This window comes from Nocardioides sp. Soil805 (assembly GCF_001429625.1).
Taxonomy (GTDB): Bacteria; Actinomycetota; Actinomycetes; order Propionibacteriales; family Nocardioidaceae; genus Nocardioides.
Map to the genome: position 1 here is coordinate 99,025 of NZ_LMSU01000002.1, position 17,218 is coordinate 116,242.

Genomic DNA, 17,218 nt, shown 5'->3' on the forward strand with positions numbered 1-17,218 from the left:
CCGCCGCGCCGCCTGCTCAGAGCGCCGCGACGACCTCGGTGCCCTGCTTGATGGCCCGCTTCGCGTCCAGCTCGGCGGCGACGTCCGCGCCACCGATGAGGTGGACGCTGGGGTGGTCCAGGACGTCGTACAGGTCGCGCACGGACTCCTGCCCGGCGCAGATGACGACGTGGTCGACGTCGAGCACGCGCGCGGTGCCAGCGACGGTGACGTGCAGGCCGGCGTCGTCGATGCGGTCGTAGGTCGCGCCGATCACCTGGGTGACCCCCGACTGCTTGAGCACCGCGCGGTGCGCCCAGCCCGACGTCTTGCCGAGGCCGATGCCGATCGGGGTGGCCTTGCGCTGCACGAGCGTGACCTGGCGGGCCGGCGTACGCGGCTTGGCCTCCGTGAGTCCGCCGGGGTTGAGGGTCGGGTCGCCGACGCCCCAGTGGCCGTACCAGTCCTCGACGGTCTCGCTCGGGTCGTGCGCGAGGAAGTGGCTCACGTCGACGCCGATGCCGCCGGCGCCGATGACGGCCACGCGCTTGCCGACGGTCACCGAGCCGTCGAGCACGGCGGCGTACGACACGGCCTTGGGGTGGTCGATGCCCTCGATGACGGGGATGCGCGGCACGACGCCGCTGGCCACGACGACGTGGTCGTACGCCGCGAGGTCGGCCGCGGTGGCCTCCGTCGAGGTCCGCACGTCCACACCGAGCACCTCGAGGCGGCGGGTGAAGTAGCGCAGCGTGTCGGCGAAGTCCTCCTTGCCGGGCACCTGCATGGCCAGGCGGAACTGCCCGCCGAGCTCGGTGTGCTTCTCGAACAGGGTGGTGGTGAAGCCGCGCTCGGCGGCGTTGACCGCGGCGGCGAGCCCGGCCGGGCCGGCACCCACGACGGCGACCGTGGCGGGCCGGCGCGTCGGCATCAGCACCAGCTCGGTCTCGTGGCAGGCGCGCGGGTTGACCAGGCAGGATGCGCGCTGGTTGCTGAAGGTGTGGTCGAGGCAGGCCTGGTTGCAGGCGATGCAGGTGTTGATCTCGTCGGCGCGGTCGTCGAGCGCCTTGGCGACGAAGGCCGGGTCGGCCAGGAACGGGCGGGCCATCGACACCAGGTCGGCCTGCCCGGAGGCGATGATCTCCTCGCCGAGCTCGGGGGTGTTGATCCGGTTGGAGGCGCACACCGGCACGTCGACGACCTCGGTCAGCCGCGCCGTGACGCTCGCCCAGGCCGCCCGCGGTACCTGCGTGATGATCGTGGGCACCCGCGCCTCGTGCCAGCCGATGCCGGTGTTGAAGACGGTGACGCCGGCCTCCTCGAGCAGGCCCGCCAGCTCGACGACCTCGTCCCAGGTCTGGCCGCCCTCGACGAGGTCGAGCAGCGAGATCCGGTACATGATCGGGAAGCCCTCGCCGACCGCCTCCCGCGTGCGTCGCACGATCTCGACGGGGAAGCGCATCCGGTCGGTCGCCGTGCCGCCCCACCGGTCGGTGCGGTCGTTGGTGCGCGCGGCGAGGAACTGGTTGATCAGGTAGCCCTCGGAGCCCATGATCTCGACGCCGTCGTAGCCCGCCTTCTGCGCGAGGCGTGCGGCGTTGGCGAAGTCGGAGACCGTCCGGTCGACGCCCTTCGTGGACAACGCCCGCGGGCTGAAGGGGGTGATCGGCGACTTGGTCGTCGAGGCGCCGACCGAGAACGGGTGGTAGCCGTAGCGGCCCGCGTGCAGGATCTGCATCGCGATCGCGCCGCCCGCCTCGTGCACCGCGCCGGTCACCCGCTGGTGCCGGATGGCCTGCAGCCGCGTCGTCATCTCGGAGGCGAACGGCTTGAGCCAGCCCCGCTTGTTGGGCGCGTAGCCGCCGGTCACGATCAGCCCGGCGCCGCCGCGGGCGCGCTCGGCGAAGTAGGCCGCCAGCTTGTCGATGTCCCACGGGTAGTCCTCGAGGCCGGTGTGCATCGAGCCCATGACCACGCGGTTGCGCAGGGTCAGGTCGCCGAGGGTGATCGGCTCGAGGAGGTGGGGGTAGGACGTCATCGGAGGGCTGCCTTCTCTTCGGTGGTGGCTGTCTCGGTGGTCTCGGTGGTCTCGGTGGTTGAGGTGCGAGCGGAGCGAGCCTCGAAACCGTGCGCGTCGAGGTAGTCGGTCAGCCAGGCGATCCAGAACTCCTCGAGCCGGATGCCGCCGCGCAGGACGAGGAGCTGGTCGAGCTGGTGGCCGGTCGGGTCGGCGGGGAACGCGTGCTCCAGCTGGCGGTAGTGCGCCAGCCGGGTCTCGTGGTCGGCCCGCGCGTCGGCGACGTGGCCCAGCAGCGTCGCCCGATCGCCGTACGACGCCCCGCGCAGCTTGACGGCCAGCTCGCTGCGGAAGGGCTCGGTCCCCACCGGCTCGGCGAGCCAGTCGGCGAGGACCTGGCGCCCGGCGGCCGAGACGGTGTACACGCGTCTGTCCGGTCGGCCGGTCTGGGGGACGACCTCGACGGTGACCCAGCCGTCGCCCTCCATGCGGGCGAGCACGCGGTAGATCTGCTGGTGGGTCGCGTGCCAGAAGAAGCCGATCGACTTCTCGAAGCGCCGGGCGAGGTCGAGGCCGGACGCGGGCTGCTCGCGCAGGGCGACGAGGAGCGCGTGTTCGAGGGCCACCCGGGTATCGTGGCAGACCTATGCAACGAGTTGCAAGCGGGTGTGGCGCAGCACTGTGTCGGCGAGTCGGACACCGTAGGGGTGTTGCAACGGGCACACGGTGACGGAGTCCCCGGCTGGGCGGGGACTTCGCCACAACCCACACACCCCTCGCGACCGTGACAGCATCGGTGTCATGATCACCCCATGAGCGACGCACTCGGGCAGGGGACCGGTCCGCTGCGGGGCGTGAAGGTCGTCGAGATCGCCGGCATCGGCCCCGGGCCGCACGCCTGCATGATCCTGGCCGACCTCGGCGCCGACGTGATCCGCATCGACCGCAAGGGCGGCGACATGCTGGGCGCCGGACGGTACGACGTCCTGACCCGCGGCCGCCCGAGCGTCGCCCTCGACCTCAAGCACCCCGACGCGGTGGCCACCGTCCTCGACCTCGTCGAGCAGGCCGACGTGCTGATCGAGGGGATGCGCCCCGGCGCCATCGAGCGGCTGGGCCTCGGGCCCGCCGAGTGCCACGCGCGCAACCCCCGCCTCGTCTACGGCCGGATGACCGGCTGGGGCCAGGACGGTCCGTGGAGCCGCACCGCCGGCCACGACATGAATTACGTCGCCATCACCGGCGCCCTCCACGGCCTCGGCCAGGACCCGGCCCGTCCGCACTTCCCGACCAACCTGGTCGGCGACTTCGGCGGCGGCTCGACGTACCTCGTCATCGGCGTCCTCGCCGCCCTGCTCGAGGCCCGCACCAGCGGGCAGGGGCAGGTCGTCGACGCGGCGATCGTCGACGGCACCGCACACCTCAACGCGATGGCGACGACCTTCGCCGCGATGGGTCTCGACACCGGCAAGCGCCGATCGGGGCTGCTCGACGGGGGCACGCCCTACTACGACCTCTACGAGACCGCCGACGGTGAGCACATGAGCGTCGGCCCGCTGGAGCCGCAGTTCTACGCCGAGCTGGTCCGCCTGCTCGAGCTCGACCTGCCCGACCGCGACGACCCAGCCCACTTCCCGGCGATCCGCGAGGCCCTGACGCGGAGGTTCAAGGAGCGCACCCAGGCCGAGTGGAGCGAGCTCTTCGACGGCACCGAGGCCTGCGTCGCGCCCGTCGTACCCCTCGCCGACGCCCCGCACCACCCGCACCTGGCCGCGCGCGGGACCTTCGTCGAGCACGGCGGAATCACCCAGCCCGCCCCCGCGCCCCGCTTCTCCCGCACCCCCGCGACCCTCGGGTCGACGCCCGGCGGACCGGGCGCCGACACCCGCGAGGGACTGGCCGCGTGGGGCATCGAGGACGTCGACGCGCTGCTGGCCAGCGGCGCCGCGACGCAGGCCTGAGCCCGTGCGCCCCTTCCTCTTCCTCGGCACCCGCGCGGAGGACGACGTCGCCCAGCAGGAGTACGACGCCGTGCTCGCCGGCTCCGGGCTGCACCCCGACGAGCTCGTCCGGGTCCGCCTCGAGGCGGCACCGCTCGGCTGGGTCGAGCTCGACGACTGGTCCGGGATCATCCTCGGCGGCGGACCCTTCAACGTCTCCGACCCTGACGAGGCCAAGTCGGGGGTCCAGCACCGCGTCGAGGCCGAGCTGGGGGACCTCGCGCTGCGCGTGGTGGAGAACGACTTCCCCTTCCTCGGCGCCTGCTACGGCATCGGCGTCGTCGGCACCCTCGCCGGCGGGATCGTCGACCGGACCTACGGCGAGCCCATCGGCGCGCTGCCCGTCCGGCTCTCCGCCGACGGCGCGGAGGACCCGCTCTTCGGCATCCTCCCCGAGGTCTTCGCCGCGTACCTCGGCCACAAGGAGGCGGTCGCGCGACTGCCCGAGAACGCCGTTCTGCTGGCCTCCACGGACACCTGCCCGGTACACGCGTTCCGGATCGGCCGCAACGTCTACGCCACCCAGTTCCACCCCGAGCTCGACGCCGCCGCGCTCGGCGACCGGGTCGACGCCTACAGCGCCCACGGCTACTACGAGCCGCACGAGCGCGAGTCCCTCAAGGCCGCCGCCCGCGAGGCGATGGTCACCGAGCCCGTCCGGCTGCTCGCCCGCTTCGTCGAGCTGCACGCCCGGTCCTGACTGCCCCGCACCGCGAGAAGGAGATCCATGTCCGACCACGTCGACGTACTCATCATCGGAGCCGGCCTGTCCGGCATCGGCGCCGCGGCCCAGCTCACCCGCGAGCACCCCGGGCGCTCGTACGCCGTGCTCGAGCGGCGCGCGGCCAGCGGCGGCACCTGGGACCTCTTCCGCTACCCGGGGATCCGCTCGGACTCCGACATGTTCACCCTCGGCTACCGCTTCAAGCCGTGGCGCGGCGACAAGGCGCTCGCCGACGGGCCCTCGATCCTCGCCTACGTCCGCGAGACCGCGCGTGAGTACGGCATCGACGAGCACATCCGCTACGGGTACGACGCCCGCGCGGCGTCGTGGGACAGCGACACCGCGGCGTGGACGGTCACCGTCGAGCACGACGGCGCGATCAGCGAGATCACCTGCAGCTTCCTGTGGGCGACCACCGGCTACTACGACTACGAGCAGGGCTACCGGCCCGAGTTCCCGGGGGAGTCGTCGTTCGAGGGGCAGGTGATCCACCCGCAGCACTGGCCCGAGGACCTCGACTACGCCGGGAAGAAGGTGGTGGTCATCGGCTCCGGCGCCACCGCCGTGACGCTCGTCCCGGCGCTGGCCGAGTCGGGAGCCGGGCACGTGACCATGCTGCAGCGCTCCCCGACGTACATCCTCTCCCTGCCCGCCGAGGACAAGGTCGCGCAGCGGCTGCGCAAGGTGCTGCCGGAGAAGGCGGCCTACGCCGCGACCCGGTGGAAGAACGTCGGCGTCTCGACCGGGCTCTTCCAGCTCAGCCGGCGGCGCCCGGCGATGATGCGCGGCGTCATCCGCAAGGCCAACACCAAGCTGCTGCCCGAGGGGTACGACGTCGACACGCACTTCAAGCCGACCTACGACCCGTGGGACCAGCGGCTGTGCCTGGTGCCCGACGGCGACCTCTTCCGGGTGCTCAAGGACGGTCGCGCGGAGGTCGTCACCGACACGATCGAGACCTTCACGCCGCGCGGGGTGCGCCTGGCGTCGGGGCGCGAGCTCGAGGCCGACATCGTGGTGACCGCGACCGGGCTGCAGCTCAAGGCGTTCGGCGGGATGACCTTCGACGTCGACGGCCGGCGCGTCGAGCTGCCCGACACGATGGCCTACAAGGCGCTGATGCTCAGCGGGGTCCCGAACTTCGCCTACACGATCGGCTACACCAACGCCTCGTGGACCCTCAAGGCCGACCTCGTGGGGGAGTACGTGTGCCGGCTGCTCTCCCACCTCGACGAACACGGGCTCCGCTCGGCCGTCCCGGTCCCGGACCCGTCCGTGGGGCAGGGGCCCTTCATGGACTTCGCCGCGGGCTACGTCCTGCGCGCCATCGACACGCTGCCCAAGCAGGGTGACGTCGAGCCGTGGAAGCTCAAGCAGAACTACTTCCACGACATGCGGACCATCCGGCGCGGTCCCATCGACGACGGGGCGCTGGCCTTCCGCTGAGGTCCGACGTTCTCCCAGAGTGGCGGCACATCGCGCCCTGATCGGCGTCCCGGTGCAGTCCGGCGCCACCCTGGGGGTCAATGTGGCCATCGAGCGACACCGAGCGACACCGGGTCCACACCCAGCGAGTCGGCCGTCCGGCCACGTGCGTCGCTGGAGACGGTGAGCCACGGGCTGCGCATCCGGCACAACTGAGGCAGTTCGACCTCGCCCGGCCGGTGCTGAGCGTGCCACGCGAGCCCGACGGTCCGAACTGCCTTGCTCGTGCGGTCCCGGCGCCCGGAGGAGGACCCTCAGTCCGAGAGCCGCTCCCCGGAGGCGGTGTCGAAGACGTGCACGGCGAGCGGGTCGATCACGAGCCGCACCCGCTCACCCTTGGCGAGCTGCGGGCGACCCTCGAGGCGTACGACGGCCTGGCTGATCACGCCGGACAGCGACGGGTCGTCGGGGACGGCGTACAGGAAGGCGTCGGCGCCGAGCTCCTCGACGACCGTGACGGTCACGGCCAGCCCCTCCTCCGAGGCCGAGGCCGAGGACGCCAGGTGCCACGCGTGCGGTCGCACCCCGAGCGTCACGTCGCCGGTCGCCCGGGCCACGACTGCGCGGTCGAGCGGGACCCGGAGGTCACCCACCCAGGCGTCGCCGTCGGCGAGCTTGGCGGGCAGCAGGTTCATCGCGGGGGAGCCGATGAAGCCGGCGACGAAGAGGTTGGCCGGCCGGTCGTAGAGCGCCAGCGGGGTGTCGACCTGCTGGAGCAGGCCGTCCTTGAGCACGGCCACCCGGTCGCCCATGGTCATCGCCTCGACCTGGTCGTGGGTGACGTAGACGGTCGTGACGCCGAGCCGCTGCTGGAGGGCGGCGATCTGGGTGCGGGTCGAGACGCGGAGCTTGGCGTCGAGGTTGGACAGCGGCTCGTCCATGAGGAAGACCTCGGGCTGGCGCACGATCGCGCGACCCATCGCGACGCGCTGGCGCTGCCCGCCGGACAGCGCCTTGGGCTTGCGCTCGAGGTAGTCCTCGAGGTCGAGGATGCGCGCGGCCTCCCGCACCCGGCGGTCGCGCTCCTCCTTGCCGACCCGCGCGACCTTGAGGGCGAAGCCCATGTTGTCGGCGACGCTCATGTGCGGGTAGAGCGCGTAGTTCTGGAAGACCATCGCGATGTCGCGGTCCTTGGGCACGTCGTCGGTGACGTCGCGGTCGCCGATCATGATCGAGCCCTCGGTGCACTCCTCGAGGCCGGCCAGCATCCGCAGCGAGGTCGACTTGCCGCAGCCGGAGGGGCCGACGAGCACCATGAACTCGCCGTCCTCGATCTCCAGGTCGAGCGCGTCGACCGCCGCCCGCTCCGCTCCCGGGTAGCGTCGTCCGGCCCCCACGAATCGCACCGATGCCATCAGGAGCTCCTTGTCGTCCACGTCCCGACGCACGGCGGCCGGGTGGTGCGGACGACGGTACGTCGCCCGGCGCGCGACGTCTAGTGGAAGCGCTCCCACTTCTCAGAAGCCCATACAACCCGGTCTGTTGACACAGGGTGTGACCGATGTCATGGTGAACCGCAGATCGGAATGGAAGCGCTTCCACACTTTCACGACGGTCCCCGACCCAGCCGGACGCCCGTCCGGCGTCCCGCAGGACGGCAGGAGCAGAGCAGTGGTGCACACACCGAACAGCCGGCGAGCCCGACTCGTCACGGGCGCCCTCATGGCGCTCACCCTCACGATGACGGCGGCCGCCTGCGGCGGCGACTCGGACGAGGCCTCCGACGGCGGCAAGATCAAGCTGACCGTCGCGACCTTCAACGAGTTCGGCTACGAGGGCCTCATCGAGGAGTACAACGCGATGCAGGACGACGTCGTCGTCGAGCAGAAGAAGGCCGGCACGGCCAACGAGCACCAGGACAACCTCTACACCAAGCTGGCCGCGGGCTCCGGGCTCTCCGACATCGAGGCCATCGAGGTCGACTGGCTCGCCGCCCTCATGGAGGAGTCGGACGCGTTCGTCGACCTCTCCGACCCCGAGGTCGAGGACCGCTGGCTGGACTGGAAGACCGAGGCCGCCACCACCGAGGACGGCGCGCTCATCGGCTACGGCACCGACATCGGCCCGGAGGGCATCTGCTACCGCGCCGACCTGTTCAAGAAGGCCGGCCTGCCGACCGACCGTGACGAGGTCGCCAAGCTCTTCACCAGCTGGGACGACTACTTCGCCACGGGTCGCGAGTTCGTCGCCAAGGTCCCCGACGTCTCCTGGTACGACGCCTCGGGCGCCACCGCGCAGGCCATGATCAACCAGACGGAGTACTCCTTCGAGGACCAGGACAACAACGTCATCGCGGCCGACAACCCGCAGGTCAAGGACGTCTTCGACACCGTCACCTCGCTCTCCGAGGAGGGCCTGTCCACCAAGCTCGTGCAGTGGAGCGAGGACTGGACGGCCTCGTTCCAGAACGACGGCTTCGCCACCATGGCCTGCCCCGGCTGGATGCTCGGCGTCATCGAGGGCAACGCCGACGGCGTCGAGGGCTGGGACGTCGCCAACGTCTTCCCGGGCGGCGCCGGGCTCTGGGGCGGCTCCTACCTCACCGTCCCGCAGCAGAGCGAGCACCCGGAGGAGGCCATGGCCCTGGCCAAGTGGCTGACCGCGCCGGAGCAGCAGATCAAGGCCTTCGAGGCCAAGGGCACCTTCCCGAGCCAGAACGAGGCGCTCAGCGACCCGGTCCTGCTCGAGAGCACCAACGCCTTCTTCAACGACGCCCCCACCGGCGAGATCCTCGCCGAGCGGGCCGAGGCCATCGACTTCATCCCGCACAAGGGCCCGAAGTACGCCGACATCAACACCGCGTTCCAGCAGGCGATCCAGCGCGTCGACGAGGGCAAGGAGTCGGCCGACGAGGCCTGGCAGTCCTTCCTGGCCGACGTCGAGCGACTGGGCTGACCCTCCACCATGACGCTGGACTCCTCCGCCCTCAAGCCCGTCGGGGACACCGCTGACCCGGTGTCCCCGACGGGGGGACGGGCACCCGTGCGCCGCCGCCCGTCCGCGTGGCGTCGACGGCTCTCCCGGTGGGACACCCGGCTGTCGCCGTACCTCTACATCTCCCCGTTCTTCGTCCTCTTCCTGCTGGTGGGCATGTTCCCGCTCGGCTACACCGCCTGGGTGTCGGTGCACGAGTGGGGGCTGCTCAGCGGTCAGGGCGACTTCATCGGCCTGGAGAACTACTCCCGGGTGGTCGAGGACCGCTACTTCTGGAACGCGCTGCGCAACACCCTGAGCATCTTCCTGCTCTCCTCGGTGCCCCAGGTGCTCATCGCCCTGGTGCTGGCCGGGCTGCTCGACACCCAGCTGCGGGGTCGCACCCTGTGGAGGATGAGCGTGCTCATCCCCTTCGTGGTCGCCCCGGCCGCGGTGGCACTGATCTTCGGCAACGTCTTCGGTGACCGCTACGGCCTGGTCAACGAGGCGCTCGGCGCCTTCGGGATCGGGCCGATCCGGTGGCACGTCGACACCCTGGCCAGCCACGTCGCCATCGCCTCGATGGTCAACTGGCGCTGGACGGGCTACAACGCACTCATCTTCCTGGCCGCCATGCAGGCCGTGCCGCGCGAGCTCTACGAGTCGGCCGCGCTCGACGGCGCCGGCCGGGTGCGGCAGTTCGCCGCGATCACGCTGCCGATGATCCGGCCCACCCTGCTCTTCGTCATCATCACCTCGACCATCGGCGGGCTGCAGATCTTCGCCGAGCCGCGGCTCTTCGACACCCAGGGCCTCGGCGGCTCGGACCGGCAGTACCAGACGCTGACGATGTACCTCTGGGAGCTCGGCTGGCGGGTGCGCGACCTCGGCATGGCCTCGGCCGTGGCCTGGCTGCTCTTCCTCATCATCATCGTCTTCGCGCTCGTCAACCTCGCGATCAGTCGTCGCGTCGGGACCCTGGGAGGTCGTCGATGAACCGCCGACCCGGCTTCCTCGTCTACGGGCTGCTCACCGCCTTCGTGCTCGGCTCGTGCGCACCCCTCTACTGGTCGTTCCTCGTCGGCTCGCACAGCCGCGACGTGCTGACCAAGCGGGTGCCCCCGCTGCTGCCCGGCGGCCACTTCTTCGACAACGCCCAGCGCGCCTTCGAGGCCGTCCCGTTCTGGAAGGCGCTCGGCAACAGCCTGCTCGTCTCCACCACGGTCGCCACGTCGGTCGTCTTCTTCTCCACGCTGGCCGGCTTCGCGTTCGCCAAGCTCGCGTTCAAGGGCCGCACGCCGCTGCTCGTCTTCGTGGTCGCCACCCTGGCCGTGCCCACCCAGCTCGGGGTGATCCCGCTCTTCATCGTGATGGCCAAGCTCGGCTGGGTCGGCTCGATGTGGGCGCTGATCGTGCCCGGCATGGTGACCGCCTTCGGCGTCTTCTTTATGCGCCAGTACCTCGTCGACGCGGTCCCCGACGAGCTCATCGAGGCCGCCCGCGTGGACGGCTGCTCGATGCTGCGCACCTTCTGGAACGTCGCCCTGCCGGCCGCCCGACCCGCCGCGGCGATCCTGTGGCTGTTCACCTTCATGGCGACCTGGACCGACTTCTTCTGGCCGCTGATCGTGCTGCCGGCCAGCAACCCCACCGTCCAGATCGCACTCCAGCAGCTCCAGAGCGGCTACTACGTCGACTACAGCCTCGTCCTCGCCGGCGCGGCCATCTCGACGATCCCGCTGCTGGTCCTCTTCGTCCTCACCGGCCGCCAGCTGGTCGCCGGCATCATGCAAGGAGCAGTCAAGGGATGACCGTCCAGCACACGCTCGGCACCGCCGAGCACACCACCAGCACGCCCGACCCGAGCGCGCGCTTCCCCGAGGGGTTCGTGTGGGGGGTCGCCACGGCGTCGTACCAGATCGAGGGCGCGGTGGCCGAGGATGGCCGGACCGCGTCGATCTGGGACACCTTCTCCCGCACCCCCGGCGCGGTGATGAACGGTGACACCGGCGACGTCGCGTGCGACCACTACCACCGGATGCCCGAGGACGTCGCGCTGATGCGCGAGCTCGAGGTGGCGTCGTACCGCTTCTCCGTCGCGTGGCCGCGGGTCCGCCCGGACGGCGGACCGGTCAACCGCTCCGGCCTCGCGTTCTACGACCGCCTCGTCGACGAGCTGCTCGCCCGCAACGTGGCGCCGTGGCTGACGCTCTACCACTGGGACCTCCCGCAAGCGCTCGAGGACGCCGGTGGCTGGACCAACCGCGACACCGCGCACCGCTTCGCCGACTACGCGCTGAGCGTGTACGACGTCCTCGGCGACCGGGTGCCGACCTGGACGACGCTCAACGAGCCGTGGTGCTCGGCCTTCCTCGGCTACGCCGCAGGACACCATGCCCCCGGGCGGCAGGAGGGCGTCGCTGGCTTGGTCTCCGCGCACCACCTGCTGCTCGGGCACGGCCTCGTCGTCGACGAGCTGCGCCGCCGCGCCGACAGCGAGGGCGACGACATCCGGCTGGGGCTGAGCCTCAACCTGACCGTGCCCGACCCCGCCGACCCGGCCGACCCGGTCGACGTGGACGCCGCGCGCCGCATCGACGCGCTGCACAACCGGCTCTTCCTGGACCCGCTCTTCCGCGGCTCCTACCCGCAGGACCTGCTCGACGACACCGCGCACCTCGACTGGCAGGGCGGGCACTGGCACGACGTCGTCCGTGACGGGGACCTGGCGCTCATCTCCTCGCCGATCGACGTGCTGGGCGTGAACTACTACCACGGCAACGCCGTCTCGGGGCACCCGCGCACCGACGTCGTGGGCATCGGCAGCGACCAGCCCGACCGGGTGGCGCTCTCGCCGTTCGTGGGCTCCGAGCACGTCACCTTCCCGAGCCGCGGGCTGCCGGTCACCGACATGGGCTGGGAGGTGCAGCCCGACGGCCTCTACCGCCTGCTGCGCCGCCTCCACGACGACTACCCGCGGCTGCCGATCTTCCTGACGGAGACCGGGGCGGCGTACGCCGACGCCCCCGACGCCGACGGCGAGGTGCGCGACCCCGAGCGCGTCGAGTTCCTCGACTCCTACCTGCGCGCCGTCCACCGCGCCATCACCGAGGGGGTCGACGTGCGCGGCTTCTTCCAGTGGTCGTTCATGGACAACTTCGAGTGGGCCTACGGCTACGCGAAGCGCTTCGGGCTGGTGCACGTCGACTACGAGACGCAGCGGCGCACGCCCAAGACCAGTGCGCGCTGGTACGCCGAGGTCGCGCGGTCGGGAGGCCTGCCCGCGCCGGGACCGCCCGGCCCACTAGCGTGAGCAGGGTGAACGGGGCGAGGAGGGACGGCGCGACCGGCTCGCCCACCCTCGACGAGGTGGCCCGGGTCGCCGGCGTCTCCCGCGCGACCGCGTCCCGCGCGATCAACGGCGGCCAGCGGGTCAGCCCGCGTGCGCAGTCCTCGGTCGACGCGGCGGTCCGGACGCTGGGCTACGTGCCCAACCCGGCCGCCCGCAGCCTGGTGACGCGGCGTACCGACTCGATCGCCGTCGTCGTCCCCGAGCCCGACGACCGGGTCTTCTCCGACCCCTTCTTCGCCGGCACCCTCCGCGGCGTCACCCGCGTGCTCAGCGACCGCGACATCCAGCTCGTGCTGCTGCTCGCCCGCCCCGGCGCGTCCACCGCTCGCACCCTGCGCTACCTCACCAACCGCCACGTCGACGGCGCGCTGGTGGTCTCCCACCACCGCGACGACGGCCTCGCCGAGGCGCTGAGCCGCATCGACCTGCCGTGCGTCTTCGGCGGGCGGCCGTGGTCGGCGGGGGACCGGGTGGCGTACGTCGACGTCGACAACACAGCCGGCGAGCGGATCGCCACCGAGGTCCTCGTCGAGCGCGGCTGCCGCCGCATCGGCACCATCGCCGGGCCCGGCGACATGACCGCCGCCGCGGACCGGCTCGATGGCTGGCGCCAGGCCATGGCGGCAGCGGGGATGGCCGACGACGCCGTCGTGCACGGCGACTTCACCGAGGCCGGCGGCCAGCGCGCGGCCGAGGAGCTGATGGCCACCCACCCCGACCTCGACGGGATCGTGGTCGCCTCCGACCTGATGGCGCTCGGCGCCCTCCGCGTGCTCGCCGCGCTCGGTCGCCGCGTGCCCGACGACGTGGCCGTGATCGGCTTCGACGACACCGGCGTCGCCGAGCGCACCACCCCGCCGCTCACCACCGTGCGGCAGCCGGTCGAGGAGATGGCCGAGCGGGCCACCCGGCTGCTGCTCGAGCAGGTCGACGGGCACACCGGGAGTCACGCGATGCGGGTGATCATCCCGCCGCTCCTCGTGCGCCGGGACTCCGCCTGACGCTGCCGTCGTACGCCGGCTGCCTGCTCGCCTCCGGTCCGCCTGCGGCCAGGGTGGCGGCACATCGCAGGAAGCTCGGCCAGGGTGGCGGCACATCGCGCGGAATCCGAGCTCGAACCTGCGGTCCGCCGCCACTCTGTGCCGGGCCGGCGCGGACCCGGCGAGCAACTGGCGGGAGTCGACAGGAATCCGGCCGGCCGAGGCGTCGTACGCCGCCAGTTGCCCTCGCCTGCCCCAGAGTGGCGGCACATCGCAGGGAATCCCGGCCGGGGCATGCAGTCCGCCGCCACTCTGTGCCGGGCCGGACCAGCTGCGGCGTCGGGGCCAGTACTTGGTGGCCGAATTGTCCGCCTCTAGGGCGATGCATCGGCCAGCAACCGCAAAAGTCCCCGCTGCAGCGGGGACTTTGACACACCACCAATCCCACGATTCACAGGAACAAGCGCCACACCGATACCGTTGTGACCACGCCGCCCGTCAAGTCTTGCAACGGGCGCACGGATCGTGACTCACGTAGTCGGTCGATCCGCCCCTCACTTCTGAGGCACGTATGCCGCCCTTCCAGGCCGGCCCACGATTGGCGAGACGCCAACCGAAAGATTCCCCATGAACTTCGCCGACCTCGGCGTGCCCTCCTCGTTGATCAAGATCCTCGAGAAGCAGGGCATCACCACCCCCACTCCGATCCAGGCCGCGACGCTGCCCGACAGCCTCGCCGGCCGCGACGTCCTGGGCCGTGGCCGCACCGGCTCCGGCAAGACGTACGCCTTCCTGCTGCCGCTGGTCGCCCGCCTCGACGCGAGCAAGATGCCGGCCATGCCGCGCAAGCCGCGCGCGCTGATCCTGGCCCCGACCCGTGAGCTGGTCGGCCAGATCCACGCCGCCCTCAAGCCGATGGCCGACGCCACCGGCCTGTCCACCGTCGTCGTCTACGGCGGCGTCGGCCAGGGTCCCCAGACCACCGCGCTGAAGAAGGGCGTCGACATCGTCATCGCCTGCCCCGGCCGCCTCGAGGACCTCATGGGCCAGGGGTACGCCGACCTGTCGGCCATCGAGACCACGATCCTCGACGAGGCCGACCACATGGCCGACCTCGGCTTCCTGCCCGGCGTGCGCCGGATCATGGACAAGACGCCGCGGACCGGGCAGCGCCTGCTGTTCTCGGCGACGCTCGACAAGGCGATCGACGTCCTGGTCAAGCGCTTCCTCACCAACCCGGTCACCCACGAGGCCGACTCGGCCCAGTCGCCGGTCTCCACGATGTCGCACCACGTGCTGCACGTGTCCCGCGACCAGCGCGTCCCGGTGCTCGTCGACCTGGCCAGCGCCCCCGGCCGCACGGTCGTCTTCACCCGCACCAAGCACGGCGCCAAGGCGCTCGCCCGACAGCTCAACAAGTCCGGCATCCCGTCGGTCGACCTGCACGGCAATCTGTCCCAGAACGCGCGCACGCGCAACATGGAGATGTTCCACTCGGGCAAGGCCACCACGCTGGTCGCGACCGACATCGCCGCGCGTGGCATCCACGTCGACGACGTGGCGCTCGTCGTCCACGCCGACCCGCCCACCGAGCACAAGGCCTACCTGCACCGCTCGGGCCGTACGGCGCGTGCCGGCGCCGAGGGCACCGTCATCACGCTGATGACCGACGACCAGGTGCGCGACGTGCGCGACCTGACCCGGCTCGCGGGCATCAAGGCCACCACCACCAAGGTGCACGGCCCCGACCACCCGATGCTGGTCCAGCTCGCCCCCGGCGAGCGCAGCGCCCCCGGCGGCCTCGTCGTCGAGACCCCCTCCGGTGGCGGCGGCTCCTCGACCGGTGCCAACGCGCAGCGCAAGCGGGCCCGCAGCCAGGGCCAGACCAACGGCCAGTCGCGTCGGGGCAACCCGACCGGCGGCTCCTCCGAGGGTCGCTCCGGCGGCCAGGGCGGCAACGGTGGCGGCAACGGCGGCCAGCGTCGTCGCTCCGGCGGCGGCCAGGGCGGTGGCCAGGGCGGCAGCGGCGGCGGTCAGTCCCGCGGACGCAGCGGCGGCGGCGGTCAGCGCCGCGGCGGCTCGTCGTCCGGCGGCAGCACCCGCGTGCACAGCTCGTCCTCGTTCAGCGCGGGCCGCTGACCGGCGGTTTCCCCCGCTCTCTAGGCTCGGGTCCGTGTACGACTGGCTGAGGCGCTCCCTGTGGGACGTGGTGCCGCGCGACCAGCGCGACACCGCGGCCGCACTGCGTCGACGCCAGGTCGTCACGGTCGCCGTCGTCCTCATCGGCGCCGGCGTCCTCGGCTACTCGCTGAGGATCGAGCCCGGCAGCCCCACGTTCTACCTCTCGACGATGGTGCTGGCCGGGGTGTGGGTGGTCGGCGCGTTCGCGTCGGGCCGTCTCCACCTCGGTCGCATCACCCGCGGCGAGGCGCACCTGCGCCCCGTGGTCTCGCCGCTCGCCATCGGCCTGGTGCTGGTGGCGATCTTCGTGGTCGGCTCCCTGGTGGTGCGCCAGATCCCGCCGCTGGCCGACTACGTCAGCTCGGTCCTGGAGTACGCCGACCAGGGCTCCGTCCCGGTGCTGGTCGTCATCACGCTCATCAACGGCATCGCCGAGGAGCTGTTCTTCCGCGGGGCGGCCTACGCCGCGATCCCGCGCCACCCAGTGGCGTGGACGACGCTGGCCTACTTCGTGGCGACGCTCGCGACCGGCAACGTGATGCTGGCCTTCGCCGCGATCCTCATCGGCCTGGTGTGCGGCCTCCAGCGCCGTGCCAGCGGCGGTGTGCTCGCGCCGATCATCACGCACGTCACCTGGTCGCTGTCGATGCTGCTGGTGCTCCCGCTCTTCTTCGGCTGAGCGTCAGCTGCCCGCCGCCGCGGCACGCTCCTCGAGCGCGCGGCGTACGGACTCGGCGTAGCTCAACGGCTCGCCCGGCACGACGTCGCGGATGGACGTGTCCGTCACGACCACCTCGGTGGACATCGAGTCGATGAGGTTGCGGCCCGTGGTCGCGTCGACGTCGGTGACGAGCGCGAGCCAGTACGACGAGAGCCGCGGCGTCAGGATCGGCACCTTGACGATCGGGATCGCCCGGCCGTTCATGGCCTCGGCGGCGACCTTCATCATGTCGAGGTAGGTGAGCTGCTCGGTGCCGCCGATCTCGAAGACCCGCCCGAACGCCTCCTCCTGGTCGACCACGCCCGCGAGGTAGCGGATGACGTCGTCGAGGGCGATCGGCTGGGTCTTCGTGCCGACCCACTTGGGCACGATCATCGCCGGTAGGTTCTTGACCAGCTGGCGGGTGATCTCCCACGAGATGCCGCCGTGGCCGACCACGATCGCGGCGCGCAGCACGGTGACGGGTACGCCGTCCTGGCCGAGGAGGCCCTCGACCTCGCGGCGCGAGCGCAGGTGGGCCGACAGGTGGCCGTCGTCGGCGCCGAGCCCGCCCATGTAGACGATCTGGCGCAGGCCGGCCTCCGCGGCGGCCTTGCTGAAGTTGCGGGCCGCATCGGCGTCCTTGCGCTCGAAGTCGGGGTCGTCGAGCGAGTGCACGAGGTAGATCGCGACGTCGACGCCCGCGAGCGCCTCGGCCAGCGAGGCCGGATCCATCACGTCGGCGCCGACCGGCTCGCCGGGCCCGTCGTACTGCTCGGGGCGGCGGGTCATCGCACGCACGGTGTGCCCGTCGTCGACGAGGGCGGGGACGAGGCGGCGACCGATGAAGCCGGTGGCCCCGGTGACCAGGACGGTGCTCATGGGAC

14 protein-coding genes are annotated in these 17,218 nt (G+C 71.7%); 10 read left to right on the forward strand and 4 right to left on the reverse strand.

Going from position 1 to position 17,218, the window contains the following annotated elements:
- Nucleotides 1–16: 16 nt before the first annotated feature.
- Nucleotides 17–2,017, reverse strand: a complete 2,001-nt coding sequence (locus tag ASG94_RS11005) for an NADPH-dependent 2,4-dienoyl-CoA reductase (protein ID WP_056926523.1) — start codon at nucleotides 2,015–2,017, stop codon at nucleotides 17–19.
- Entirely contained in the window at nucleotides 2,014–2,622 is a 609-nt protein-coding gene (locus ASG94_RS11010) for a PadR family transcriptional regulator (RefSeq protein WP_082624129.1), read from the reverse strand. The genes ASG94_RS11005 and ASG94_RS11010 overlap by 4 nt, the downstream gene beginning before the upstream one ends.
- 186 nt (nucleotides 2,623–2,808) lie before the next feature.
- On the opposite strand from ASG94_RS11010, the gene ASG94_RS11015 reads away from it, so the two are divergent.
- The 3 genes from ASG94_RS11015 to ASG94_RS11025 are packed head-to-tail and all read left to right on the forward strand — an operon-like array spanning nucleotide 2,809 to nucleotide 6,166.
- Complete coding sequence (locus ASG94_RS11015; protein WP_056926524.1) at nucleotides 2,809–3,957, forward strand: CaiB/BaiF CoA transferase family protein; 1,149 nt, start codon at nucleotides 2,809–2,811, stop codon at nucleotides 3,955–3,957.
- A 4-nt stretch (nucleotides 3,958–3,961) separates the two neighbouring features.
- Nucleotides 3,962–4,696 (forward strand): glutamine amidotransferase, encoded by a 735-nt coding sequence (locus ASG94_RS11020; protein ID WP_056926525.1) that lies wholly within the window; start codon nucleotides 3,962–3,964, stop codon nucleotides 4,694–4,696.
- Between the two features lie 27 nt (nucleotides 4,697–4,723).
- Complete coding sequence (locus tag ASG94_RS11025) at nucleotides 4,724–6,166, forward strand: flavin-containing monooxygenase (RefSeq protein WP_056926526.1); 1,443 nt, start codon at nucleotides 4,724–4,726, stop codon at nucleotides 6,164–6,166.
- 293 nt (nucleotides 6,167–6,459) lie between these two features.
- On the opposite strand, the gene ASG94_RS11030 is transcribed toward ASG94_RS11025, so the two are convergent.
- Nucleotides 6,460–7,560 (reverse strand): ABC transporter ATP-binding protein, encoded by a 1,101-nt coding sequence (locus ASG94_RS11030; protein ID WP_056927224.1) that lies wholly within the window; start codon nucleotides 7,558–7,560, stop codon nucleotides 6,460–6,462.
- 307 nt (nucleotides 7,561–7,867) lie between these two features.
- Between ASG94_RS11030 and ASG94_RS11035 the strand changes: the two genes are divergently transcribed.
- From ASG94_RS11035 to ASG94_RS11065, 7 genes are all read left to right on the forward strand, one after another.
- The gene (locus tag ASG94_RS11035) at nucleotides 7,868–9,100 is read left to right on the forward strand and encodes an ABC transporter substrate-binding protein (RefSeq protein ID WP_056927225.1); all 1,233 of its coding nucleotides are present in this window, start codon (nucleotides 7,868–7,870) and stop codon (nucleotides 9,098–9,100) included.
- Between the two features lie 9 nt (nucleotides 9,101–9,109).
- A complete protein-coding gene (locus ASG94_RS11040; protein ID WP_056926527.1) occupies nucleotides 9,110–10,114 on the forward strand; it encodes a carbohydrate ABC transporter permease in 1,005 nt (334 codons plus the stop codon).
- Entirely contained in the window at nucleotides 10,111–10,929 is an 819-nt protein-coding gene (locus ASG94_RS11045; protein ID WP_056926528.1) for a carbohydrate ABC transporter permease, read from the forward strand. The genes ASG94_RS11040 and ASG94_RS11045 overlap by 4 nt, the downstream gene beginning before the upstream one ends.
- On the forward strand, nucleotides 10,926–12,431 hold the full coding sequence (locus ASG94_RS11050) for a GH1 family beta-glucosidase (RefSeq protein ID WP_056926529.1): 1,506 nt from the start codon (nucleotides 10,926–10,928) through the stop codon (nucleotides 12,429–12,431). Before ASG94_RS11045 ends, ASG94_RS11050 begins: the two co-directional genes overlap by 4 nt.
- Nucleotides 12,432–12,436: 5 nt before the next feature.
- On the forward strand, nucleotides 12,437–13,471 hold the full coding sequence (locus ASG94_RS11055) for a LacI family DNA-binding transcriptional regulator (protein ID WP_056926530.1): 1,035 nt from the start codon (nucleotides 12,437–12,439) through the stop codon (nucleotides 13,469–13,471).
- A 606-nt stretch (nucleotides 13,472–14,077) separates the two neighbouring features.
- The gene (locus ASG94_RS11060; protein WP_056926531.1) at nucleotides 14,078–15,589 is read left to right on the forward strand and encodes a DEAD/DEAH box helicase; all 1,512 of its coding nucleotides are present in this window, start codon (nucleotides 14,078–14,080) and stop codon (nucleotides 15,587–15,589) included.
- A 34-nt stretch (nucleotides 15,590–15,623) separates the two neighbouring features.
- On the forward strand, nucleotides 15,624–16,310 hold the full coding sequence (locus ASG94_RS11065) for a CPBP family intramembrane glutamic endopeptidase (protein WP_056926532.1): 687 nt from the start codon (nucleotides 15,624–15,626) through the stop codon (nucleotides 16,308–16,310).
- A 3-nt stretch (nucleotides 16,311–16,313) separates the two neighbouring features.
- Here ASG94_RS11065 and ASG94_RS11070 read toward each other — a convergent pair whose 3' ends face one another.
- Complete coding sequence (locus ASG94_RS11070; RefSeq protein WP_056926533.1) at nucleotides 16,314–17,213, reverse strand: NAD(P)H-binding protein; 900 nt, start codon at nucleotides 17,211–17,213, stop codon at nucleotides 16,314–16,316.
- Nucleotides 17,214–17,218 lie beyond the last annotated feature (5 nt).